The sequence below is a fragment of the Enterovibrio norvegicus genome (assembly GCF_002876705.1).
Taxonomy (GTDB): Bacteria; Pseudomonadota; Gammaproteobacteria; order Enterobacterales; family Vibrionaceae; genus Enterovibrio; species Enterovibrio norvegicus_B.
Genome location: NZ_MDAG01000013.1, coordinates 455,953 through 480,124, shown reverse-complemented (window position 1 = coordinate 480,124; position 24,172 = coordinate 455,953). Strand labels below are relative to the sequence as shown.

At 48.1% G+C, this 24,172-nt stretch carries 18 protein-coding genes; 8 read left to right on the top strand and 10 right to left on the bottom strand.

Annotated elements, in window-relative coordinates:
• Positions 1-211 precede the first annotated feature (211 nt).
• Complete coding sequence (cspD, locus tag BCT27_RS09640) at positions 212-433, bottom strand: cold shock domain-containing protein CspD (protein ID WP_017012120.1); 222 nt, start codon at positions 431-433, stop codon at positions 212-214.
• Between the two features lie 825 nt (positions 434-1,258).
• Between cspD and clpS the strand changes: the two genes are divergently transcribed.
• Positions 1,259-1,579, top strand: a complete 321-nt coding sequence (gene clpS / locus BCT27_RS09635) for an ATP-dependent Clp protease adapter ClpS (protein WP_017012119.1) — start codon at positions 1,259-1,261, stop codon at positions 1,577-1,579.
• Between the two features lie 58 nt (positions 1,580-1,637).
• Positions 1,638-3,899: an ATP-dependent Clp protease ATP-binding subunit ClpA gene (clpA, locus tag BCT27_RS09630; protein WP_102395655.1), complete on the top strand. Its 2,262-nt coding sequence runs from the start codon at positions 1,638-1,640 to the stop codon at positions 3,897-3,899.
• A gap of 72 nt (positions 3,900-3,971) precedes the next feature.
• On the opposite strand, the gene infA is transcribed toward clpA, so the two are convergent.
• The 7 genes from infA to ald all read right to left on the bottom strand — a co-directional run bounded on the left by infA (position 3,972) and on the right by ald (position 11,699).
• On the bottom strand, positions 3,972-4,190 hold the full coding sequence (infA, locus tag BCT27_RS09625; RefSeq protein ID WP_016961517.1) for a translation initiation factor IF-1: 219 nt from the start codon (positions 4,188-4,190) through the stop codon (positions 3,972-3,974).
• A 233-nt stretch (positions 4,191-4,423) separates the two neighbouring features.
• Entirely contained in the window at positions 4,424-5,125 is a 702-nt protein-coding gene (locus BCT27_RS09620; protein WP_102395654.1) for an arginyltransferase, read from the bottom strand.
• Positions 5,118-5,834, bottom strand: a complete 717-nt coding sequence (gene aat, locus BCT27_RS09615) for a leucyl/phenylalanyl-tRNA--protein transferase (protein ID WP_102395653.1) — start codon at positions 5,832-5,834, stop codon at positions 5,118-5,120. Before aat ends, BCT27_RS09620 begins: the two co-directional genes overlap by 8 nt.
• 102 nt (positions 5,835-5,936) lie before the next feature.
• Positions 5,937-7,658 carry a heme ABC transporter ATP-binding protein/permease CydC gene (cydC, locus tag BCT27_RS09610; RefSeq protein WP_102395652.1) on the bottom strand — a complete coding sequence of 574 codons (1,722 nt, stop codon included), beginning with the start codon at positions 7,656-7,658 and terminating at the stop codon, positions 5,937-5,939.
• Entirely contained in the window at positions 7,651-9,420 is a 1,770-nt protein-coding gene (gene cydD, locus BCT27_RS09605) for a heme ABC transporter permease/ATP-binding protein CydD (protein WP_102391150.1), read from the bottom strand. Before cydD ends, cydC begins: the two co-directional genes overlap by 8 nt.
• Before the next feature lie 80 nt (positions 9,421-9,500).
• Positions 9,501-10,463: a thioredoxin-disulfide reductase gene (gene trxB / locus BCT27_RS09600; RefSeq protein WP_102395651.1), complete on the bottom strand. Its 963-nt coding sequence runs from the start codon at positions 10,461-10,463 to the stop codon at positions 9,501-9,503.
• Positions 10,464-10,583: 120 nt separating this feature from the next.
• Positions 10,584-11,699, bottom strand: coding sequence for an alanine dehydrogenase (ald, locus tag BCT27_RS09595; protein ID WP_017015938.1), 1,116 nt, complete (start codon positions 11,697-11,699; stop codon positions 10,584-10,586).
• 165 nt (positions 11,700-11,864) lie between these two features.
• Here ald and lrp point away from each other — a divergent pair, with 165 nt between their 5' ends.
• The 6 genes from lrp (at position 11,865) to BCT27_RS09565 (ending at position 20,897) form a co-directional block, all read left to right on the top strand.
• Positions 11,865-12,359, top strand: a complete 495-nt coding sequence (gene lrp, locus BCT27_RS09590) for a leucine-responsive transcriptional regulator Lrp (protein WP_016961524.1) — start codon at positions 11,865-11,867, stop codon at positions 12,357-12,359.
• 259 nt (positions 12,360-12,618) lie between these two features.
• Positions 12,619-15,588, top strand: coding sequence for a DNA translocase FtsK (locus BCT27_RS09585; RefSeq protein ID WP_102395650.1), 2,970 nt, complete (start codon positions 12,619-12,621; stop codon positions 15,586-15,588).
• Between the two features lie 14 nt (positions 15,589-15,602).
• Entirely contained in the window at positions 15,603-16,199 is a 597-nt protein-coding gene (lolA, locus tag BCT27_RS09580; protein WP_102391152.1) for an outer membrane lipoprotein periplasmic chaperone LolA, read from the top strand.
• 15 nt (positions 16,200-16,214) lie between these two features.
• Positions 16,215-17,549 (top strand): replication-associated recombination protein A, encoded by a 1,335-nt coding sequence (locus BCT27_RS09575; RefSeq protein ID WP_102395649.1) that lies wholly within the window; start codon positions 16,215-16,217, stop codon positions 17,547-17,549.
• 172 nt (positions 17,550-17,721) lie between these two features.
• On the top strand, positions 17,722-19,008 hold the full coding sequence (serS, locus tag BCT27_RS09570) for a serine--tRNA ligase (protein WP_017012108.1): 1,287 nt from the start codon (positions 17,722-17,724) through the stop codon (positions 19,006-19,008).
• A 326-nt stretch (positions 19,009-19,334) separates the two neighbouring features.
• Entirely contained in the window at positions 19,335-20,897 is a 1,563-nt protein-coding gene (locus tag BCT27_RS09565) for a methyl-accepting chemotaxis protein (protein ID WP_102317749.1), read from the top strand.
• Between the two features lie 122 nt (positions 20,898-21,019).
• On the opposite strand, the gene BCT27_RS09560 is transcribed toward BCT27_RS09565, so the two are convergent.
• Both BCT27_RS09560 and metG read right to left on the bottom strand, forming a co-directional pair.
• The gene (locus BCT27_RS09560; protein WP_102395648.1) at positions 21,020-21,820 is read right to left on the bottom strand and encodes a hypothetical protein; all 801 of its coding nucleotides are present in this window, start codon (positions 21,818-21,820) and stop codon (positions 21,020-21,022) included.
• 264 nt (positions 21,821-22,084) lie between these two features.
• On the bottom strand, positions 22,085-24,130 hold the full coding sequence (gene metG, locus BCT27_RS09555) for a methionine--tRNA ligase (protein ID WP_102395647.1): 2,046 nt from the start codon (positions 24,128-24,130) through the stop codon (positions 22,085-22,087).
• Between the last annotated feature and the right edge of the window lie 42 nt (positions 24,131-24,172).

The window sequence follows — 24,172 nt, the reverse complement described above, 5'->3', positions numbered from 1 at the left end:
AGAAAATTGGCCTCGCCCTAAGGTGAAATTAGACTTTTGCGTGAGGGAGTACTTTCTCAGTATTGATAATCTAGGATGTTTTTTGTGGGGTTGAGGAGGCTAGACGCCTTTTAGAATCTGGGCTGGAGCGTATAAAACAAAAGAGCGAACAAAATGTTCGCTCTTTCAAACTTCGACCTTACGGCAGCAAAAAGATTTGTAGCAACACTAATTATTTTAAGGCTTCGCTTTCTATTGGAACAATCTGGCTAGCGTGGTAACCCTTAGGACCTTCCAGCACTTCATAGTTCACGGTCTGTCCGGCTTTCAATGTCCGGTAACCATCCATTTGAATCGTAGAGTAATGAGCAAAAATATCACCATCACCTTCATCAGGGCATATGAAGCCAAACCCTTTAGCGTTGTTAAACCATTTAACTGTACCACTTGCCATGCGAAACATCCCTCTTGCATTCAAATTGCATAACTATGAGTAAAACTAACATCTGCAATCACGTTACTCATTGGTAATTGATGCTGTATGTTTTTACTTCAATTCACACTCTAGTAGAAAGATTTAGGCAGTCAAGCCCCTTAGAAGCCATATAACAACATTTTAATAAAAATAACTGAAGATGTTCGCGAAGGATGATGTGTGTACCATTATGTGTCATTTTGTTTCATGAATAAGTCAATCGAATCAATGTCAAAGGTCGGATGTGTTAAGTTGATTTTAAGGGTTCTTAAAAAATAGCTTCAAAGCTGTTAATCCCTGTCATCAAGGCTCCAATTGTAACATCATGATAATTAAGGCTTGAGAAACCGTTTTTTTTTTACTTTTGTCAGTGTATTAATACACGCATTGCAAAGTATCTGATTGGTGAATAGTTAATGAATGAATATTAACGAAGAGAATTAAGTTTTTGTGCTGTTCAACAAAGTGAAAGTAAGATGATGGTTGTGGTAATCCAAACAAGTGTATGGATATTCTTACATTGTGGGTTCTGTCTGTAATACGCAGGGTGTTTTGACGGTCTGATTGATTGACAAAGTGATTTGAGATTGAAACGGCGAGGAGGGATTGGTGAACTATGGCACTATTTCTGCATCGCAAAGATTGCTCAACATAGCATTGTCACGGTTGCTGGAATACAATCTGTGAATTACGTTTTAAGTATCGGTAGCGTTTCTTGTGTATGATATCCCAATATACAAAACACCTAGATAAATAATTGTTTTGTAAGGAACACTTGAGCTACCTTAAAGATTGTAAGCAGTTATGAGCAAAATGTACGAATGGATAGTTCCGGATTCTGACGTTAAAGAAGCGGAAGAAACCAAAGTAAAACCGCCATCATTATACAAAGTGCTATTGAATAATGATGATTACACCCCCATGGAGTTTGTAGTGGAGGTGTTACAGCGATTCTTTTCCATGGATTTGGAAAAAGCGACACAGTTGATGCTAGCTGTTCACTATGAAGGAAAGGCTGTCTGTGGCATTTATTCCTCGGAAGTTGCCGAGATGAAAGTCGCACAGGTAATGATGTATGCAAAAGAACATCAGCACCCACTACTGTGCACAATGGAGAAAGCCTAAGCGATAGAAAAAGGATTTCTCCGGCACACCAGAATGTGGTTATTGAGGGAGGTGCCTTATGCTAAACAAAGAACTTGAAGCGAGCCTGAACGGGGCGTTCGCAAGAGCACGTGAGAAACGTCATGAGTTTATGACTGTGGAACACCTGTTACTCGCGTTGTTAGAAAACGTTGCCGCTCGAGAAGCGCTACTCGCTTGCCGCGCCGATCTTGATGCCTTGCGCAAAGAATTGGAAGCATTCATCGAACAAACAACGCCGTTGATTCCTGTTGATGATGACAATCGAGAAACCCAACCAACGCTGAGTTTTCAGCGAGTACTTCAACGTGCCGTCTTCCACGTCCAATCATCGGGTCGTAGTGAAGTAAGTGGCGCTAACGTGCTGGTGGCCATTTTTAGTGAGCAAGAATCCCACGCGGCTTATCTGCTTAAGAAAAATGATATTAGCCGTCTTGATGTCGTTAACTACATTTCACACGGTACAACCAAATCTGCAAGCAGCGATGAAGAACTGCCGGGTGCGGACCTTTCTTCTGAAGAAGCGGCCGTTGAAGGTGGTGAAGAGCGCTTAGAGAACTTCGCAACCAACCTTAACCAACTTGCTCGTGTTGGCGGTATTGACCCACTTATCGGCCGTGACAAAGAGCTTGAGCGTACTATCCAAGTCCTTTGCCGTCGTCGTAAGAACAACCCACTTTTGGTTGGCGAAGCTGGGGTCGGTAAAACAGCGATTGCAGAAGGCCTCGCTTGGCGCATCGTTGAAGGCCAAGTGCCAGAAATCATTGAAAACTGTGTTATTTACTCTCTCGATATTGGTTCGCTTCTTGCGGGAACCAAATACCGTGGTGATTTTGAGAAGCGCTTCAAGACCATTCTGAAGCAGCTTGAGAAAGAAGAGCATGCGGTTCTGTTCATTGATGAAATTCATACCATCATTGGTGCAGGTGCGGCATCAGGCGGTCAAGTAGACGCCGCTAACTTGATCAAACCGTTACTTTCGAGCGGTAAACTCCGCTGTATCGGTTCGACCACCTATCAGGAATACAGCAGCATCTTTGAAAAAGAGCGCGCGCTGGCTCGTCGTTTCCAAAAAATCGATGTTGTGGAGCCATCTATTGATGACACCACGAAGATCCTGATGGGGTTGAAACCGAAGTACGAAGCTCACCATGAAGTTCGCTATACCAATAAGGCCATCCGAGCTGCGGTTGAGCTTTCAGCCAAATACATTAATGACCGTCATCTACCAGATAAAGCCATTGATGTGATTGATGAAGCCGGTGCGCGCTGTCGCCTTGCACCAGCAAACAAGCGTAAGAAAACCGTTGGCGTTGGTGATATTGAAGCCATGATTGCGAAGATGGCGCGTATCCCTGAGAAGTCCGTGTCGTCAACTGACCGCGAAGTGCTTCAGTCGCTTGAGCAGAAACTCAAGATGCTGGTCTTCGGACAAGATGATGCCATTGGTGCATTGTGTGAAGCGATTAAACTTAGCCGCGCAGGCTTGGGCGCAGAGAATAAACCAGTGGGTTCGTTCTTGTTTGCAGGTCCAACGGGCGTGGGTAAAACCGAGGTCACCGTTCAACTTGCCCGTGCTATGGGTATCGAGCTGCAACGCTTCGATATGTCAGAGTACATGGAGCGCCATACCGTCAGCCGTTTGATTGGTGCGCCTCCTGGCTATGTGGGTTATGACCAAGGTGGTTTGCTGACTGATGCAGTCATTAAACATCCACACAGTGTGGTGCTGCTTGATGAAATCGAAAAAGCACACCCTGATGTCTTCAACCTGCTTCTTCAGGTAATGGATAACGGGACACTGACGGACAACAACGGTCGTAAGGCTGATTTCAGAAACGTGATCCTCGTGATGACAACCAACGCGGGCGTAACGGAAACCATTCGTAAATCGATCGGCTTGATCCAACAAGATCACAGCCACGATGCGATGGCTGAGATTAAGAAGGTATTTGCACCTGAGTTCCGAAACCGTCTTGATAACATCATTTGGTTTAACAACTTGGATAAAGAAATCATTCTTCAAGTTGTCGACAAGTTTGTTGTCGAGCTTCAAGCTCAATTGGATGCGCGTGGCGTTTCTCTTGAAGTGACAGATAAAGCGAAACTGTGGCTGGCAGAGAAAGGGTATGACAAGTCTATGGGTGCACGTCCAATGGCGCGTGTCATGCAAGAGCATGTGAAGAAGAACTTGGCGAACGAACTGCTGTTCGGTTGTTTGGTGAATGGCGGCACAGTGAAAGTAGGTGTGAAGAACGACACGCTTACCTTCAGCTTTAGTGATGAGATGGAACCTGCTTGATTCGTTAAAAAGCAGGAACCAAAAAACCCGGCGCATGCGCCGGGTTTTTTTTGTGTTCGCGAGACGTGAGGATTAACGCGCGCGGAAGATAATGCGACCTTTCGACAAATCGTAAGGTGTCATTTCAACAGTAACTTTGTCACCCGTTAGGATGCGGATGTAGTTTTTACGCATCTTACCAGAGATGTGAGCAGTAACTACGTGGCCGTTCTCAAGTTCTACGCGAAACATAGTGTTTGGCAGGGTGTCCAATACGGTACCTTGCAGTTCAATTACGTCTTCTTTTGCCATTTAATCCTCTTAGGCTATCTCTCAGCCATTTTTTGACTGGCAGATAATGCCTTGATTGTTTGAGTCTGTAAAGTTCAGGGCCGAAATTTTACCCCTTTGTATTCACAGTGACCAGCAAAAATCCGCCAGAGGTCTAAGTTTGACGTGATTCAGGCCAGAATTTATGGGGTATTGGCGAAATCTATGATGATAAATCAGGCGTATACAGTGCCAGATACACAAAGGGTGGCGGATCATTTTTCGAAAGAAACCCATTCACCGGCAATGTAACGCTGATTAGGTTTGAATTTTTCTTTGTAGCGCATTGCGCTGCAAGCATCGATTTGGAAGCCAAGATAGAGCCAAGGCTTCTGATTTTTGTTTGCCAGCGTTAGCTGGGCGAGCACACACAGCGAACCCAGCGACCATGAATGGTCAGGGGCGAAGAAGCTGTAAATGGCACTGTATCCTGCATCAACATCGTCTGTCACCGCGATGGCAATCAATCGACCTTGGTCATAAACATGGAGGTAGCGCACCGTTAGCCAGTCACTTTGCACGAATGACAGGAAGTCGTCCTTTCGTGCGGGATACATGGAGCCGTCGCGATGGCGCGCGGAAATGTATCGGTCATAGAGTTCAAACCAATTGTCATCGAGCGTGTCTTTTAATTGAAGGTCGAGCCGCTTTAATTGGTTGAGTTGTCGCTTCTGACTCTTGGACGGTTGGAAATGTTCCACCGACACCCGCAATGAGTGGCAGGCAGTGCACGCGCCACAATGTGGACGATAAATATTGTTGCCGCTGCGTCGAAAACCCGCTTGGACGAGATAGTTGTAGCCTTCGCTTGATAACAAATCATCATCCATCACAATGGCGATGGACTCTTTTTCTGAGGGTAAGTAGTTGCAAGGGGATGCCGCCATGACACCGAGTTTGATGGCATGTTTAATCATCCTGCACTCCTAGGCGCTGTGGCTTATATACTGACGCGTCGAGCGTGATGTGCTTAAGCTGGTCTAATTCAGTCAAGAATGTGTCTCTCGATACGGCGTGTGCGCCCATAGAAGCCAAGTGCTCTGTCATCATCTGACAATCTATCCATTGACCACCATGTCGGCGAAAGTGCTCACAGAAGAACCACAGCGCCGTTTTAGAGGCATTGGGTTTAAGTGAAAACATGGATTCGCCACAAAACATTGCACCGACGCTCACACCATACAGTCCGCCAACGAGTTCATCGCCTTGCCACACCTCTACGCTGTGCGCGCCACCTTGACGGTGAAGCGCTTTGTAAGCGTTACGCATTTCAGGCGTGATCCATACCATGTCTTCGCCTCGAATCAAGGCGCAGTGTTGGATGACGTCGTCAAAACATTGATTAATCGACACGCGATACCCGTTTTTACGCACAAACTTTCGCAGACTTTTTTGAGGTGTAAACGTGGCAGGGTTGATCACTGCTCGCTCAGAAGGGGACCACCACAAAATAGGTTCATCGACACCAAACCATGGAAAGATCCCTTGTCGGTAGGCTGATGCCAATCGACGAGGAGAAAGGTCGCCGCCTATCGCGAGCAATCCGTCAGGATCATCGAGTGCTGATGAGATAGGAGGGAAATGCTCAGGCTTATTGTCATCCAGTGGCGGTAAATAGATGGTCATTCAATGATCCGATATTCCAAGGTGAACGGTTGGGTTGAGAAGCAGCAAGGCCATTAACAAAAAGGGAGCCGAAGCTCCCTTAAGTATACAATCTGAAACGCATTACTGAATACGTTGCAACAAACTTGTGTAGCGCCCACCTGCAGCTTTTAAGTCGCTGTGAGAGCCTTGCTCGATGATGCCACCTTCGTCCATTAGACAAATGGTATCCATATCTTTCAAGCCAACCAATCTGTGCGTAATGAACAACACGGTTTTGCCTTGGCTGTGCTCAAGCAGCAAAGACAAGATCTGTTGTTCCGTTTTCACGTCGAGCCCTTCGGTAGGTTCATCCAGCAACAAGATAGGCGCATCACGCAACAAGGCGCGTGCAATGCCAACACGACGGCGTTCACCGCCAGAAAGCTGGCGACCACCATCTCCTAGCCACGTATCCAATCCTGGCCCATCGAGTAGGGCGGAGAGCCCCACTTTATGGATAACATCGAGCAGCTCCTCATCAGTCGCTGCTGGTTTTGCCATCGCAAGGTTGTTACGCAGGGCACCATTGAAAATATCCACGCGCTGACTGACGACGGCCACGGACGAACGCAATGCGGATTCTCGCCACGTTGAAAGCGGCACGTTGTCGATGCGTATTTCACCTTCTGTTGGATCCCAAGCACGGGTAATCAGTTGTAACAAGGTAGATTTACCACAGCCTGTTCTGCCTAGCAGTGCCACTTTTTCTCCAGCTTTGATGTGAAGAGACACATTGTCGACAGCAGCCTGATCTGCACCATGATAGCGATATGTCACGGCATCAAAGGTGATATCGCCTTTTGCGGTGTTGTTATAACCCAAGGGATCAAACGGTGTTTCTGGCGTCGCCTCAATGATTTCGTTCAGGCGCTTTGCCGACGTCACTGTTTGGCTTAGATACTGGAACGCGCCTGCGACAGGCATCATCAGTTCGAAGCTTGCCATGGTGGCAAAGGCAACCATAGCAACCATTGGATTGGGATAGTCCCCACCCACGCCATCCGCGGCAAGCCAAAGCATAAGTACCAGAGTTAAGCCGTTTGCCGCTAGGAGTACGCCATTTGCGAGGCCCGTTATCCCTGCCATTTGACGTTGTGCGTGAAGCAGGCTTTTTTCATCGTTATTCGCTTGTTCGCGGTAACGCTCTGCGGCACCGAAAATCTGCAGCTCAGCATGACCTTGAAGCCAATCAAGGAGAGAAGTGCGCAAACGCGACTTTGCATGGGTGATTTCCGCGCCATGTGGACGACCAAGAACGAAGAACACCACAGGCAAGATAAACATGAGTGCGAAAAGTATGCTGCCGAGTGTTAAACCGATAGCAGGGTCGAACCAATACAGAAAACCACTGATGCTGAGAATGCCTAACACGCCCACAATCATCGGGCTGACGAGACGCAAATAGACGTGGTCCATTGCATCAACATCGGCCACTAATCGGTTGAGGATATCGGCATCACGTAGGTTGCCGACTTTTCCTGGGATCAGTGGGGTCAGTTTCTCAAAGAAGAAAATACGGAGATCAGCAAGCAACTTGAATGTTGCGTTGTGACTCACCACGCGCTCACCCCAACGCCCAGCAGTTCGCGCAATGGAGAAACCACGAACACCTGCGGCAGGAAGCATGTAATTGAAGTTTTGTGTTGCAGCAAGGCCTGCAACAGCCGATGCAGCAATGAACCAGCCTGACAGGGTCAGCAAGCCAATTGCGGCAGCGAGGGTAGCGAATGACAACAACATGCCCAAAGACAGGCCGAACCAATGCTTTTTGTAGAGTTTCAGGAAAGGAATGAGATCACGCATCTAAGTCACTCCTGTCTACGGCATGGATCATTTCTGCAAATACGCCCACGTCTTTGAGCGTATCGAAGGTGCCCTGTTGAACCAGCTTACCCTTGTCCATCACGAGGATTTGATCGCTCTCTCCCAGTTGGTCAATGCGATGAGTGATCAACAAGGTTGTTGCGTCTTTTGTTGCTTGGCTCAAGCTCGCCATCACCAATTTTTCGCTAGCAGCGTCAAGGCTCGCTGTCGGTTCATCAAGTACCCAGAATTTGCCGTTTTGCAGCAATGCGCGAGCAACGGCGATGCGCTGTGCCTGACCAACAGAAAGACCTGCGGCGCGATCGCCTACATGGTGGTCGTAGCCGTTTTCTAGCTTAGAAATAAATTCATCAGCATAGGCGGCTTTCGCCATTGTGTGCATATCAGCGTCTGAGGTGAGCGTTGATGCTAAGCAGATATTGTCTCGAATGGTGCCGTGGAACAGTTGTGGGTTTTGCCCAACCCAACTGACCTGCTTGCGCCAATGTGAAAGATCGGCAGAGTTTAGCTCAATATCATTCATTTTAAGACTGCCTCGGTAAGGCAGGAAGCCGAGTAGAGCATTGATTAAACTGGTTTTGCCTGCGCCGCTTTGTCCAACGAGAGCCACTTTTTGTCCGGCTCGAATTGAGAAGCTAAGAGGGCCGGCTAGCACAGCACCATCGGGGCTCAGTACTTCGAGGTCTGTTGCTTCAAGCGTGATGACGTCAGACGCAATCTTTGCATCTCCCGAAGACTGATGTTCAGGCGTTGAGTCTAAGAAGTTCACGATGGATTCTGCTGCACCAATGGCTTGGGCTTTTGCGTGGTAATAGGTGCCCAGATCTCGCAGTGGTTGATAGAACTCAGGGGCAAGCACCAAGACAAACACACCAATAAAGAGCGTGATGCCGATACCATAATGGCCGAAATTCAGTTCACCAATGTAACTAAAACCGAAGTAGACGGCGGTGACCGCAATCGACAACGCTGTGAAGAATTCAAGCACCGCGGACGACAAGAATGCAAGGCGCAACACTTCCATGGTGCGTTTGCGAAAATCTTCAGAGGCCAAGCGAAGGTGTTTGCTTTCTGCTTCCGCTTGGTCAAATAAACGGATGGTTGATAAGCCGCGAAGGCGATCGTAGAAATGCCCAGACAGGCGTTGTAACGCTTTAAAGTTACGGCGGTTTGCATCTGCTGCACCCATGCCGACCAGTGCCATAAAAAAGGGCACCAGCGGGGCAGTAACAAGGAAGATCAACCCTGCCGCCCAGTTAAGTGGAAAAACGACGATAAGAATCACAAACGGAATAAGAACGGCAATGGCCATTTGAGGCAGATAGCGAGCAAAGAAATCCTGCATCTCCTCAACTTGTTCAAGCACAAGACTTGCCCACGTACCGGCGGGTTTTCCTTGGATAGTCGCAGGACCTAGGGTTTCTAACTTATCCATAATGAGATGACGGATGTGCAAGCGAACTGCTTCCCCCGCACGGTAGCCGGCTTGTTCTTTGCCCCAGCTACAAACGGCACGAAGGCAAACGATAACGGCGAGACCGACGAAAGAGAGCCAAAGATCGGCTTTGTCGGTATGTTCAATAATAAGTTCATGCAGAATGTTGGCTAGCAGAGCCGCTTGTGCGACTAAAAACAAACCTGACAAAAATGCCAAGCCGATAGCTGTCATGAGCCACGTTTTGCCTAGCTTGCTCTGCCCCTTAAGCCATTGGGCGAGAGAGCGCTGTTTCTTTTTATCCATAAAACTTCATTGGTATAGGTATGGGAAGGCGGGTATGGCAAAGCAAAGGCCTGCAAGTGAGCAGGCCTAGAAGTCGTGTTTTACTTGGTTTTTTCTTTTGCATCCAGGAAGCGTTCAGCATCAAGTGCTGCCATACAACCTGTGCCCGCAGACGTGATAGCCTGACGGTAGATGTGATCCATGACGTCACCCGCCGCGAAAACACCTTCAATGCTGGTTTGTGTCGCGTTACCTTCAAGGCCCGACTGCACTTTAATGTAGCCATTGTGCATGTCGAGTTGGCCTTCAAAAATGCCAGTGTTAGGTTTGTGACCAATCGCCACGAACAGACCCATTACGTCGACTTCTTCTGTTTCATCAGATTGCGTGTCTTTAATGCGAACGCCTGTCACGCCCATGTCGTCACCCAGCACTTCATCAAGCACACGATCTGTGTGCAGAACGATGTTGCCGTTCTCTACTTTGTCCATCAGACGGCTGATCAAAATTTTCTCAGCGCGGAATGTGTCACGACGGTGGATAAGGTGAACTTCAGAGGCAATGTTTGCAAGGTACAATGCTTCTTCTACTGCGGTGTTACCACCACCGATAACCGCCACTTTTTGGTTGCGGTAGAAGAAACCATCACATGTCGCACACGCTGATACGCCGCGACCTTTGAAGTTTTCTTCTGATTCCATACCTAAGTATTGTGCAGACGCGCCAGTTGCAATGATCAATGCATCACATGTGTATTCGCCGTTGTCACCTTTCAAGCGAAAAGGACGTTGCGTCAGGTCGGTTTCGTTGATGTGGTCGAACAGGATTTCTGTGTCGAACTTCTCTGCATGTTCTTTCATGCGTTCCATCAATGCAGGGCCTGTTAGTCCTTCTGCATCACCCGGCCAATTCTCAACCTCAGTCGTGGTCGTTAGCTGACCGCCCTGTTGAATACCCGTTACCATTACCGGGTTAAGGTTTGCGCGCGCAGCATAAACTGCGGCGGTGTAACCAGCAGGACCAGAACCTAAGATAAGAAGGCTTGCATGCTTTACGTTGCTCATTATTTCTCCGGGTGGATTTTGTATTTATATTGAAGCTGATTGTAGGGAAAATAAGAAGCTAAAGAAAGGGCACCGTGCGGTGCCCTTAATCTAAAAATGTTATCACTTATTACTTATCGATTACGCAAGCGCCGCTCGCGGATCAACAAATTCTAAGTCGAAAGATTCTGCGACCTCTTTAATGGTCACTTTCCCATCGATGACGTTCAAGCCATTTAGCAGGTTATCGTCAGTTAATAATGCCTCGCGGTAGCCTTGGTTTGCCAGTTTAACGATATAAGGAAGTGTCGCGTTATTGAGGGCAAAAGTAGACGTTCGTGCTACAGCGCCAGGCATGTTTGCGACACAGTAGTGAACAACATCATCAACGATGTAGGTTGGATCGGCATGGGTGGTGGCGTGAGACGTTTCGAAACAACCGCCTTGGTCAATGGCGACATCCACCACGGCCGCGCCCGGTTTCATACGCTTGATATGACCAGCGTTTACCAATTTTGGTGCTGCTGCACCAGGGATGAGTACTGCTCCGATGACCAAATCTGCGGCGAGAACGTGCTTTTCGAGAATTTCTTCCGTTGAGTAGAGCACTTTAGCGCGTCCTTGGAACTCTTCATCGAGGGCGCGTAGTGTATCAATGTTGCGATCTAAGATGGTTACGTCAGCGCGCATGCCAACGGCCATTCTTGCTGCATTTGAACCAACAACACCACCACCCAACACGACGATTTTCGCGGGTTCAACGCCAGGAACGCCGCCTAGCAACATTCCTGCACCGCCACGGGATTTTTCAAGCGCCTGCGCACCTGCTTGGATCGACATTCGACCAGCAACTTCGGACATAGGGGCAAGGAGTGGCAATCTACCCTTAGAATCTGTTACGGTTTCATAGGCTATACAGACAGCTTTGCTCTTGATAAGGTCTTGTGTCTGTGGAAAATCTGGTGCAAGGTGCAAATAAGTAAACAAAATTTGCCCTTCGCGAAGCATGGCACGTTCAACAGCCTGCGGCTCTTTAACTTTTACAATCATTTCGGCGATCGCGAAGACGTCTTCAGCAGTGGGCAATATTGTTGCGCCTGCTTGAACATAGTCATCGTCGCTGAAGCCGATTCCCATGCCTGCCTGTGACTGGACGTTAACAGAGTGGCCACGGGAAGTGAGTTCTCGAACGCTAGCAGGGACCATGCCTACACGGTACTCGTGGTTTTTGATTTCTTTAGGTACACCAATGATCATCCTGATTCCTCGATTCTTTGTAGAGTTATTAGCTAGTGTTTTGTGTTATTGTTGTATTTAGAGCTAGTATAGTTCGCAAAAAGCCAGATTTGATGCTAAATATTAAAGTTATGTTAGGAAAAATGGCATTTAACATTGCAAGGACGTAAGAAGGTGGAATAAAAAATGGTTGACGCCAAAAAGAAACCCTCCAAGGAATTGGACCGTATAGATAGAAATATTCTTAATGAGCTACAAAAGGATGGGCGTGTATCTAACGTCGAGTTGTCGAAGCGTGTAGGCCTGTCGCCAACACCGTGTCTAGAGCGTGTTAGACGTCTAGAGAGACAAGGTTACATCAGCGGGTATACCGCGTTACTTAACCCTCAGTTCCTTGACGCTTCTCTGCTCGTTTTCGTTGAAATCACGCTTAACCGTGGTGCGCCGGATGTTTTCGAGCAATTCAACAAAGCTGTTCAGCAGTTAGAAGACATTCAGGAGTGTCACCTTGTATCCGGTGACTTCGATTACCTTTTGAAAACCCGCGTTTCTGATATGTCCGCATACCGTAAGTTGTTAGGCGAAACATTGCTTCGTCTTCCAGGTGTGAATGACACCCGCACCTACGTGGTGATGGAAGAGGTTAAGCAGACCAATCATTTGGTCATTAAAACGCGTTAGCAACCTCACACCGCTCGGACACATTGGGCTTAGAAGAGTGTTATATTCGACAAACCGAGTAGCTTGCTGCTCGGTTTGTTTTTTTGTTTGGTGTACACTTTTGCAAAAGGCTGATGTGTTGAGTGATTTATGCTTTGTAACTCAACAATTCACCAACATAAACAATCGTAACCCTTCACCGATGGTATGGGATGGCAAAAACGTAGAATAACGAAGCCAACATACGCAGATCGGAATAAGATTAAATAGATAGGTGATAATGGAGTTTTCCTTGCGTCAGGAGCACAAACAGACAGAGACCCCGCGTCGATTAAACGGTAGGCAGCGCTTGAAAGAAACCGCGCTCATTCTCGCTTTGCTGTCAGCCGTGTTTATCCTAGTTTCTCTCCTTAGTTATGATTCAGCAGATCCATCATGGTCTCAAACCGCGTGGGATGGCCCTGTTCAAAACGCCGCAGGCACATTTGGTGCTTGGGTAGCAGATACCTTCTTTTTCTCTCTAGGCACATTAGCGTACCCACTTCCACTATTGCTGGTGCTGGGTGGTTGGGTGTTTTTCCGCCGTCGTGGAGAGTCTGAACCTTTAAACTACACCATCCTCGCCACACGCATCCTCGGTGTGGTGCTGTTGTTCTTGACCAGTTGTGGCCTTGCCGATCTGAATTTCGATGATTTCTGGTATTTCTCATCCGGTGGGGTAGTGGGGGATGTGCTGTCAGGCATAGCGCTTCCTCTGTTTAATATTCTGGGAACAACGCTCGTGTTTCTGTTCTTATGGGCAGCAGGTTTTACGCTATTCACGGGCATTTCATGGTTGACCATTGTGGATACCTTGGGCGAAAAGACGTTATTTGCGGCGACTTGGGTTGTTAACCGAGCGCGTGGCGATAAACCGCAGATGCTTGGCTCAACGGTTGATACCTCAGAAAACGTTGAATTGTCGGATGCCGATAAAGACGATCCATTGTTCGTGCAACAAACCAAAACGGATGGCCGTGAACTCGCCGATCTGACGGCACTGAACAAGGTGCAACGCGTTGAATCGCAAGAGGGCGCGCCTGCGCCTATTATCCATGCTACTCCGACAACGTCACTTAGCCCCGTGAGCCCGATACCTGTAACAGCAGCCATTGCCGCCACTGTCTCTGGTGCAGCATTGGCGGGTGAATCCGCTGAGCGAAAAGAACCGACCATCAGCTTTGACGATGCCCAGCTTGAGGATGATATCTTGCTATCACCGTCTTCGTCGGTGGTTGAACAAAGACCAGTCTCAGACGACAGTGTGTTGGGTGATAGCGCCGCATCATTTGAAATGAATGATCGCGATGAACCGCCGTTCGATATTGATGAAAACGAAGGCTTCACACCGAATTTAGCACCAAGTGTTGATGCCGTGCCGCAAAGCGTTTCTCAGAACGCAGCGTTGAACGATGCACTTGAGCAAGACGACGATGGTGTTCGTGCGACAAAAGAGAGTGCAAACGGCGAGTCGGTCGACGCGCAAGCAGAATGGGAAGTCGTTGAAGAGTCACAAAGTGAAGCTGAAGCGCGCGAGATTGCGATTGGTAATACCGATGGCTTATCCGAGCTTGACCGTGCCCAAGCACAATCCGTGATCCCTGATGAGGAAGATCCTTTCCTTGAAACCATTCGCGAAGCACAAAAAAATGCCGCAGGCGCAACGCACCCATTTTTGATCAAAGACGAGCCAAACCTGCCAAAACCGGCAGAGCCTTTACCTACGTTGGATTTGCTCGATCCGGCGCGTAAAACAGCGACACGTGCTTCTGACGAAGAGTTGCAATACCAAGCGAGGCTGATTGAAACGCGCCTTGAAGATTACAAAATCAAGGTCACTGTAAAAGGTATCTTCCCTGGTCCCGTTATTACACGCTTCGAGCTTGAGCTTGCGCCGGGTGTGAAAGTAAGCCGCATCATGGGCTTGTCAAAAGACATCGCACGTTCGCTGTCTACCAGTGCGGTGCGCGTTGTAGACGTTATCCCTGGTAAGCCTTACATCGGTCTTGAGCTTCCAAACACGAGCCGTGAAACCGTCTTTATGTCAGAAGTCGTCGCGAGTGAACGCTTCCAAACCTCTAAGTCGCCGCTTTCTGTGGTGCTGGGCAAAGACATCGCCGGTGAAGCGGTTGTGACAGACCTAGCGAAAGCCCCGCACATGCTGGTGGCGGGTACGACAGGTTCTGGTAAATCCGTGGGCGTAAACGTCATGATTGTCAGCATGCTGTACAAAGCGGGCCCAGAAGATGTTCGCTTCATCATGATTGACCCGAAAATGTTGGAACTTTCGGTTTATGAAGGTATTCCACACCTTCTCACCGAAGTGGTGACCGACATGAAAGATGCCGGTAACGCGCTACGTTGGTGTGTGGCCGAAATGGAACGTCGTTATAAACTGATGTCAGCCCTTGGTGTACGTAACATCGGCGGCTTTAACGATAAGGTTAAAGAAGCCAATGACGCGAACCATCCTATTCCTGATCCGCTCTGGAAACCGGGCGACAGCATGGATGAAACAGCCCCTGTTTTAGAAAAACTTCCCTACATTGTTGTCATTGTCGATGAATTTGCTGACTTAATGATGGTCGTAGGTAAGAAGGTAGAAGAATTGATTGCTCGCTTGGCGCAAAAAGCGCGTGCGGCAGGTATTCACCTTGTACTGGCAACACAACGCCCATCGGTTGATGTAATTACTGGTTTGATTAAAGCCAATATTCCAACTCGAATGGCGTTTACGGTTTCCACCAAAACCGACTCCCGCACCATTCTTGACCAAGGTGGCGCAGAGTCGCTGCTGGGTATGGGTGATATGTTGTTCATGCCGAATGGCTCTAACCATCCTGCACGTGTGCATGGTGCGTTTGTAAACGATGACGAAGTTCACCGCGTAGTCAGTAACTGGAAAGCGCGTGGTAAGCCGCAGTACATCACCGACATTACGAATGGCGACCAAGGCTCTGAAGGTCTGTTACCGGGCGAAGCTGCCGAAGGTGCAGATGGTGATGAGCTGGATCAACTGTTTGATCAGGTCGTCGAGTTTGTGACTGAATCGCGCAGAGCGTCAGTCTCCGGCGTACAGCGCCGATTTAAAATTGGTTATAACCGCGCTGCACGAATTGTTGAACAACTCGAAGTGCAGGGCATAGTGAGTCCACCCGGACATAACTCAAATCGCGAAGTGTTGGCACCGCCACCCCCTTCGAGAGATTGATTGGAATGATACGAATGAAGAAGATGTTGTTGTCTCTACTGCTGATTGCACCTGCCGTGTTTGCGTCTCCTCAGCAAGAGTTGAATACGCGTCTTGATAAGCTAAACAGTTTCACTGCTGCGTTTAATCAAACCGTTACCAGCCCAGAAGGTGACGTGATCAGCGAAGGTGAAGGCACCTTAGCCATGAAGCGTCCGAACCTGTTTAACTGGGAAACGGTAACGCCTGATGAGAACCTACTGATCTCAGACGGTAAAACCTTGTGGTATTACAGCCCGTTTATTGAGCAAGTCACCGCGATGTGGTTAGACGATGCAACGTCTCAGACCCCATTTGTCTTGCTCACGCGTAATGACCCTGCGGATTGGCAGAACTACAATGTGAGCCAAGACGGTGACAAGTTTGTGTTGTCGCCAAAGCAAGCGTCTAACTTGGGTGAGTTCGTTGTGACTGTTCGTCCTGATGGCCGCATTTCTGAATTTGCAGTGGTTGAACAAGATGGCCAAATGAGCCGTTTTGCCCTCGACAATGTCAAAAATGCGTCGCCAAGCGCATCACTTTTCAGCTTTACTGTTCCTGAAGGCGTAGAGCTGGACGACCAACGACAGTAAAACGAGTATTTCCTCTTGAGCAATTTAAGTCTCGATTTCGCCGATGACTTTCGTCCATTGGCCGCGCGTATGCGGCCAACAAACTTGGCCGAATACATCGGACAAAAACACCTGTTGAGTGAAGGCAAACCGCTTCGACGCGCGTTAGAGAGTGGCCAACTGCATTCCATGATTTTATGGGGCCCACCGGGAACAGGGAAAACCACGTTAGCGGAAGTCGCTGCAGGTTATTCGAACGCGGAAATTGAACGCGTGTCTGCGGTTACCTCAGGGGTGAAAGACATTCGTCTTGCCATTGAAAAAGCACGAGAGAACCAGCTGGTAGGACGCCGCACCATCCTGTTTGTGGATGAGGTGCATCGCTTCAACAAAAGCCAGCAAGACGCGTTCTTGCCGCATATCGAAGATGGCACCATCACGTTTATCGGTGCGACGACAGAAAACCCTTCCTTCGAATTAAACAACGCACTGTTGTCTCGAGCGCGTGTTTACAAGCTGAAATCGCTAGACAAAGACGACATCCTTGACGTTATCGAGCAAGCGCTGACGGATGACACTCGAGGTCTTGGCGCGGAGAAGCTCCATTTCCTAGAGGATGTCAAAGAACAACTGGCGAACTTCACGTCTGGTGATGCACGCATGACGTTGAACTATCTTGAGCTGCTGTCAGACATGGCAGAACCAGATAGCAAAGGCCAGAAGAACATTTCACTTGAATTGTTGGCGGAAGTCGCGGGTGAAAAAATCGCGCGCTTCGATAACAAGGGCGATCTTTGGTACGACTTGATTTCTGCCTTCCATAAATCAGTGCGTGGTTCAGACCCAGATGCTGCCCTTTATTGGTATGCACGCATTATCACCGCAGGTGGTGATCCACTTTATGTGGCAAGACGATTATTAGCCATTGCCTCCGAAGACATTGGTAATGCCGATCCTCGTGCAATGGAAATCGCGATCAATGCGTGGGATTGCTTTACACGTGTTGGCCCTTCTGAAGGCGAACGCGCTATCGCACAGGCAACGGTTTACCTCGCGTGTGCTCCCAAAAGCAACGCTGTTTATACCGCATGGAAACAAGCCTTACGTGATGCGCAGATGCACCCTGATTTTGAAGTGCCGAACCATCTTCGTAACGCCCCGACCACATTGATGAAAGAAATGGGGTACGGCGATGGGTATCGCTATGCCCATGACGAACCAAACGCTTATGCGGCAGGAGAAAGCTATTTCCCAGCTGAAATGAAAGGAACGCGGTATTACGAACCCGTAAATCGTGGACTGGAAATTAAAATCGCTGAGAAGTTGGCATTTCTTGAACAATTGGACGCAAATAGCCCTCAAAAACGCTAGGAAAAAAGGGGTATTTTGGGTATTGTTTAAACCCATAAATACCCACTGTCTGCGATACAAATATCTCTCGATTTAGCGGGTACAGATCCTTTCATATTGGCGCTGTCATATTAGTGCGTGGCAGCGTTAAGTCTTTTTCAGGCACTGTTAGATAACGATTCACAGGATTAACATGCTGGATTCTAAACTACTTCGTACCGAGCTGGACGCAACAGCTGAAAAACTGGCGCGTCGTGGCTTTAAGCTTGACGTCGATACACTTCGCGACCTTGAAGAAAAACGCAAATCGCTACAAGTTCGCACAGAAGAGCTGCAAGCAGAGCGTAACTCTCGTTCCAAGTCCATCGGTCAAGCGAAAGCGAAAGGCGAAGACATCCAGCCACTGCTGGCAGAAGTTGAAAACCTTGGCGACGAGCTGAACAAAGCAAAAGCAGAATTGGCTGATCTTCAAAACGAATTGAACGCCATTGTTCAATCTGTGCCAAACGTCGCTGATGATGCAGTGCCGGTTGGTAAAGACGAATCTGAAAACGTTGAAATCTCTGTTTGGGGTGAACCTAAATCTTACGATTTCGACGTGAAAGACCACGTTGATCTTGGCGAGCTTTCTGGCGGCCTAGATTTCGCAAGCGCCGTTAAATTGTCTGGTTCACGTTTCATCGTGATGAAAGGCCAAATGGCGCGTCTGCACCGTGCAATTGCACAGTTCATGCTAGATCTTCACACCACTGAGCACGGCTACACTGAAATGTATGTGCCTTACTTGGTGAACGCTGACAGCTTGTTTGGTACAGGTCAATTGCCGAAGTTCGGTGAAGATTTGTTCCACACGCAACCAGCGACAGAAGAAGGCGTTGGCATGTCGTTGATCCCAACGGCTGAAGTACCGTTGACCAATATGGTTCGCGATACCATTGTCGATGAAGCTGATTTGCCAATTCGCATGACTGCTCATACACCATGTTTCCGCTCAGAAGCGGGTTCTTACGGTCGTGATACACGCGGTCTTATCCGTATGCACCAGTTCGATAAAGTGGAATTGGTTCAAATCGTGAAGCCAGAAGATTCAATGGCAGCACTGGAAGAATTGACGGGCCATGCTGAAAAAGTTCTGCAACTGCTGAATCTTCCATACCGTAAAGTGATCCTGTGTACCGGTGACATGGGCTTCGGCGCAGCGAAAACGTACGACCTAGAAGTATGGGTTCCAGCGCAGGCAACGTATCGCGAGATTTCTTCATGTTCAAACATGACCGACTTCCAAGCGCGTCGTATGCAAGCTCGCTTCCGTCGTAAGTCAGAGAAGAAGCCTGAGCTTCTTCATACGTTGAATGGCTCTGGTTTGGCTGTTGGCCGTACTATGGTAGCAATCCTAGAAAACTACCAGCTTGAAGATGGCCGCATTGAGGTGCCTGAAGTACTTCGTCCGTACATGGGTGGCCTTGCTCACATCGGCTAAGCATATAAGACACGATATTGAAAACCGGCCCTCATTGGCCGGTTTTTTATGTCTTTTTATCTGTAAAACGTCAAATCCACATCACACGCTAAACCTCAGAGATTGCTGAGAATCTGATGCTTTGCCGCCGTCCTCTTAGCAAGCTGTATCGTTGCAGTAATGCACTACTGGCAAAGTTATCAACAGTTATTCTATTGAATAAAAAGGAAAATCTTATTTTTAACACGTAAGTGATTAATTAATCAGAACCTTGCCCTTACAGATGGAATATTTCGTCTAGTATTAATTACTAGAAAGATGTCTCATTAAACAAAGGGTAGTGCCGTATGCGAGTCAATAATCCTGTAACGGACAAGGAAATCCGATTTCCGGTCGATTACAACTTACTATCCACGACGGATACACGCGGGATCATCAAATACGTGAGTGATGAATTCTGCGAAGTAGCAGGTTACACGCGCGACGAATTGATTGGTCAGCCACATAACATGGTCCGTCACCCGTCTATGCCACCAGCAGCATTCCAGAATATGTGGGACTTTATAAAGTCCGGCAAGTCGTGGATGGGCATGGTAAAAAACCGTTCCCAAAATGGTGATCACTACTGGGTAAATGCGTTTGCATCACCGATTAAATCGAACGGACAGATTGTTGAGTATCAATCAGTGCGTATGGTTCCTGATAGGAAAGCGGTAGACCGCGCAGAAAAATTGTATCCGCAGCTTTTAGCCGGCAAGACACCATCAGCTTTGAAAATGCCAAGAAGTCGACTGTGGCAGCGTGCGTCAATGTGGTTTGGTCTTTCTGCTGTACTTGCTGGCGGTGCAGGGTTCTTCGGTGGTTTTATCGCCTCTGTCGCCGTACAGCTTGTCGTTTCAATTGTTGCGATATACATGCTGACGCGTCGTCTTGAGCGAGTGACGTCGAGAGCAAGAAGTGCTTATGACAACCCGTTAATGGAATTCGTCTACAACGGCGCAATTGATGATGTGTCTGAAATCGAGTTGGCGCTGAAAATGCGTGAAGCTGAATTGAATGCTGTTGTTGGTCGTATCATGGATGGCAGTGATCAGGTGCTTGCAGCTGCAAACCTTGCGAAAGAGAACGGTCAACGTACATCGTCGAACCTAGACCGACAAAATGCAGAAACCGATCAAATTGCAGCAGCGATTAATGAAATGTCTGCAACTGCCAATGATATGTCAGGGAACACACAGAGTGCCTCTGATGCGGCGATGGAAGCCCAAGAAGCGACCCTTGCAGGGATGGAAACCGTCGGTAAAACGGTTGATGCCATTCAACACCTTGCTAAACAATTGGATACGGCATCGAGTGTTATTTCTGAACTAGAAGAACACGGTAAGCGCATTGGTGCTGTGTCTGATGTCATCCAAGGTATTGCTGAGCAAACTAACTTGCTGGCGTTGAACGCCGCGATTGAGGCTGCACGAGCCGGTGAACAAGGGCGTGGTTTTGCGGTGGTTGCTGATGAAGTTCGGGCTCTGGCTCAACGAACTCAAGAATCAACCTCTGAAATCCAAGACGTTATCTCGCAGATTCAGAACGGCACTAAGCAAGCGGTTGAATCCATGGAACGTGGCACGGCATTGTCTGTTGATTGTGTATCAAGCGCTGAGCAAGCAGGCGAGGTGTTGAGACGTTCTCAAGAGTTGGTGACTGACATCAATGATAGAAATCACCAAATCGCGACAGCTGTTCAAGAGCAAGCCGCGGTGTCCAATGAAATGAATGGCAATATCCAGTCTGTTTCTGAGGTATCTCAAGAAACGATCAACATTGCCCGTGAATCAGTAGATGAAGCGGAAACACTCTATCAAGCCCTTCAAGAGCAAAAACGCTTGGTTAAGCAGTTCCGTCGAACTGGCTAACGCCTTTGTGTTTGGAATACATTGTTTGAGACAAAAAAACCGCCATCACTGGCGGTTTTTCTTTTTCTATTGGGTGTTTAACGTGATGCATTCTCTTGATACATGTTGCGGCTCAGGCCATCCTATTGAGAAGCCAAGGCAACCGTGGAGACTTTGTATTCGTTGGTTTCGGCGGTGCGTATTGATAGCTCTTGGTCGAAGAGGTGAAGCAATACTACGCTCAAATCTGTGCTGATCTTTGTCAGAGACTCCGCGGGAATTTGCCCATCTTCTGCGTTAATGATCGAATCAAAGCGATTATCAATACGCTCGAATGCCATCGATGCTTCGGAAGATGTCATCAAAGAAAGTTGGTGCATGCGTTTTTGCAGTATGCGGCTTTGAAGGTTCACCGATTGCCATGCTGCCGTTTTACCTTCTGAAAAACGCATGGTGGCTTGTTCAAAGCGGAGCTGCGCTTCTTTGGTATCAATCCAAATTTGCCAGAACGCTTGATACTCTTCGTACGACGTGTCTGCCATGTTTTCGCTGAAATACGCACGGGTTACTTCATCAATAATATAAACAAGATGATCTGATGCACGGGCGTGAATCGCATACCATGCGGCTTTCGATTGGTTAGGCAGGGCAGAGAGCGCATTTTCCATGCGGCTGTTGAGTACGCGAAAGAGAGGCCGTTGAGGGGCTGCACATTCGCGCTGTATTTTCAGACAATGTTTATAAATGTCTGAACGTGCCTCTGATGCTTTTGGTGACTGAGGGGTGAGCACAAAACGCGCGTTGTGTTCATGCAGCATCCACAGCAACGCCCGCAGTGACGAGATTTGAGTGCGATAGTGTTCCTGCTTTAAATCACGTGAACGCGTAAAACTTTTAGCGAACTGACGAAACCAGTTTGGCGTGATGGACGTTAGCATTGTCATAGCATTTTCCTCGATAGAGAACCTGTCTGACAATTGCAGGGGTTGTGCCAATTTTTATGGGCGATATTTCAATGGCTTACAATATTCATATGCAACCAGTGATACGTGTTGATGCAAGCATGACCTAACGTGGTGCAAGTTAGGAGGCTGTTAAGCAGAAAAGACGAGGAATAGGCGAGAGAAAAACAAGCAATAAAAAAGAGAGCCGGAGCTCTCTTTTCAATGGTGTTAGCGCGATAAGGCTATGCGTTGGCGAGTGCCAAATTACATGACGCGCATACCCGCTTGTGCACCTTCGTGTGGCTCAAGCAACCATAGGTCTTTACCACCAGGGCCAGCCGCTAGGATCATGCCTTCAGACATGCCAAACTTCATTTTGCGAGGCTTCAGGTTGGCAACTACTACGGTGTACTTACCGACAAGGTCTTCTGCTTTGTACGCAGACTTAATGCCAGAGAACACTTGGCGCGTTTCGCCGCCGATGTCCAACTGGAACTTAAGTAGCTTGTCAGCTTTTGGCACTTCTTCACATGAAATGATTTTCGCGATACGAAGATCAACTTTTGCGAAGTCGTCGAATTCGATTTCTGCAGCAATGGGTTCTGCAGCCAATGGACTCGTGTTTGCGTTCGCTTTATCCGCCAGCGCTTTTTCAGCGGCTGCATCTTCTTTCGATGATTCAACCATTGCTTCAACGTGTTTAGGATCAATACGGCTGAACAAGGCTTTGAACGGGCTAACTGTGTGATCGGTCAGCGGCTGCGCGATGCCTTCCCACGTTAGGGTTTCATTCAAGAACGCTTCTGTGCGTTTTGCAAGTTCTGGCATTACTGGTTTTAGGTAAGCCATTAATACGCGGAACAGGTTGATACCCATTGAGCAGATCGCTTGAAGTTCAGCATCTTTGCCTTCTTCTTTCGCAACAACCCATGGGGCTTTTTCGTCAACGTATTGGTTGGCTTTGTCTGCCAGCGCCATGATTTCACGAATCGCACGGCTAAACTCGCGCTTCTCGAACATGTCACCAATGCGATCTGCTGCGTTAGCAAATTCTGCATACAGTGCAGGCTCTGCACATTCAGCAGACAGTTTGCCTTCGAAACGCTTCGCAATGAAACCTGCGTTACGTGATGCAAGGTTAACCACCTTGTTCACGATGTCAGAGTTTACACGCTGAACGAAATCTTCAAGATTCAAATCCAGATCGTCGATGCGGTTGTTGAGTTTCGCCGCGTAGTAATAACGCAGGCATTCCGGGTCTAAGTGCTTCAGGTAAGTGCTTGCTTTAACGAAAGTGCCTTTTGATTTCGACATTTTCGCACCGTTAACGGTCACGTAACCATGAACGAACACATTGGTAGGTTTGCGGAAACCAGACCCTTCAAGCATTGCAGGCCAGAACAGGCTGTGGAAATACACGATGTCTTTACCGATGAAGTGGTAAAGCTCGGTCGTTGAATCTTTTTTCCAGTATTCGTCAAAATCAACGTGGCTGTTTTTGTCACAAAAGTTCTTGAATGAACCCATGTAGCCAATCGGTGCATCTAGCCATACGTAGAAGTATTTGCCTGGCTCACCTGGGATTTCGAAACCGAAGTAAGGGGCATCGCGAGAAATATCCCACTGTTGCAGACCTGTTTCGAACCACTCTGCCATTTTGTTTGCGGTTTCTTCTTGAAGCGCACCAGAGGTGGTCCAGTCTTTCAACATGCCCGCGAATTGTGGCAAGTCAAAGAAGAAGTGTACGGAGTCTTTCATGACTGGCGTCGCACCGCTTACCGCTGATTTAGGGTTGATCAGTTCGGTAGGGCTGTAGGTTGCGCCACAGTTATCACAGTTGTCGCCGTATTGGTCTTCAGACTTACAGCTCGGGCAAGTGCCTTTCACGAAACGGTCTGGCAAGAACATTTCTTTTTCTGGGTCAAACAGTTGAGAAATGCTGCGGCTGTTGATGAAACCATTGTTTTTCAGTTGCGTGTAGATGTGCGACGCAAGTTCACGGTTCTCATCACTGTGGGTGCTGTGGTAGTTGTCAAAACTGATATCGAAGCCTGCGAAATCTGTTTCATGCTCTTTTTGCATTTCCGCAATCATGGCTTCCGGTTCAATACCCAACTGCTGAGCTTTCAGCATGATCGGCGTACCGTGCGCATCGTCTGCACAGATGAAGTTAACCGTGTTGCCACGCAGGCGCTGATAACGCACCCACACGTCTGCCTGAATATGCTCGAGCATATGACCCAAATGAATAGAACCATTTGCGTAAGGCAGGGCACAGGTAACCAGAATTTTTCGTTGGTTTGCAGCCATAATCTAGATCGTTCGCTTTTGACAGAATGAATCGGAAGAATG

Excerpts from the sequence above, each read along its gene's own strand:
- cydC (WP_102395652.1), bottom strand. The coding sequence starts at position 7,658 with ATGCGTGATCTCATTCCTTTCCTGAAACTCTACAAAAAGCATTGGTTC.
- clpS (WP_017012119.1), top strand. The coding sequence starts at position 1,259 with ATGAGCAAAATGTACGAATGGATAGTTCCGGATTCTGACGTTAAAGAA.
- trxB (WP_102395651.1), bottom strand. The coding sequence starts at position 10,463 with ATGAGCAACGTAAAGCATGCAAGCCTTCTTATCTTAGGTTCTGGTCCT.
- cydD (WP_102391150.1), bottom strand. The coding sequence starts at position 9,420 with ATGGATAAAAAGAAACAGCGCTCTCTCGCCCAATGGCTTAAGGGGCAG.
- lrp (WP_016961524.1), top strand. The coding sequence starts at position 11,865 with ATGGTTGACGCCAAAAAGAAACCCTCCAAGGAATTGGACCGTATAGAT.
- BCT27_RS09560 (WP_102395648.1), bottom strand. The coding sequence starts at position 21,820 with ATGACAATGCTAACGTCCATCACGCCAAACTGGTTTCGTCAGTTCGCT.
- metG (WP_102395647.1), bottom strand. The coding sequence starts at position 24,130 with ATGGCTGCAAACCAACGAAAAATTCTGGTTACCTGTGCCCTGCCTTAC.
- ald (WP_017015938.1), bottom strand. The coding sequence starts at position 11,699 with ATGATCATTGGTGTACCTAAAGAAATCAAAAACCACGAGTACCGTGTA.
- BCT27_RS09620 (WP_102395654.1), bottom strand. The coding sequence starts at position 5,125 with ATGATTAAACATGCCATCAAACTCGGTGTCATGGCGGCATCCCCTTGC.
- clpA (WP_102395655.1), top strand. The coding sequence starts at position 1,638 with ATGCTAAACAAAGAACTTGAAGCGAGCCTGAACGGGGCGTTCGCAAGA.
- infA (WP_016961517.1), bottom strand. The coding sequence starts at position 4,190 with ATGGCAAAAGAAGACGTAATTGAACTGCAAGGTACCGTATTGGACACC.
- cspD (WP_017012120.1), bottom strand. The coding sequence starts at position 433 with ATGGCAAGTGGTACAGTTAAATGGTTTAACAACGCTAAAGGGTTTGGC.
- lolA (WP_102391152.1), top strand. The coding sequence starts at position 15,603 with ATGAAGAAGATGTTGTTGTCTCTACTGCTGATTGCACCTGCCGTGTTT.
- BCT27_RS09585 (WP_102395650.1), top strand. The coding sequence starts at position 12,619 with ATGGAGTTTTCCTTGCGTCAGGAGCACAAACAGACAGAGACCCCGCGT.
- serS (WP_017012108.1), top strand. The coding sequence starts at position 17,722 with ATGCTGGATTCTAAACTACTTCGTACCGAGCTGGACGCAACAGCTGAA.
- aat (WP_102395653.1), bottom strand. The coding sequence starts at position 5,834 with ATGACCATCTATTTACCGCCACTGGATGACAATAAGCCTGAGCATTTC.
- BCT27_RS09565 (WP_102317749.1), top strand. The coding sequence starts at position 19,335 with ATGCGAGTCAATAATCCTGTAACGGACAAGGAAATCCGATTTCCGGTC.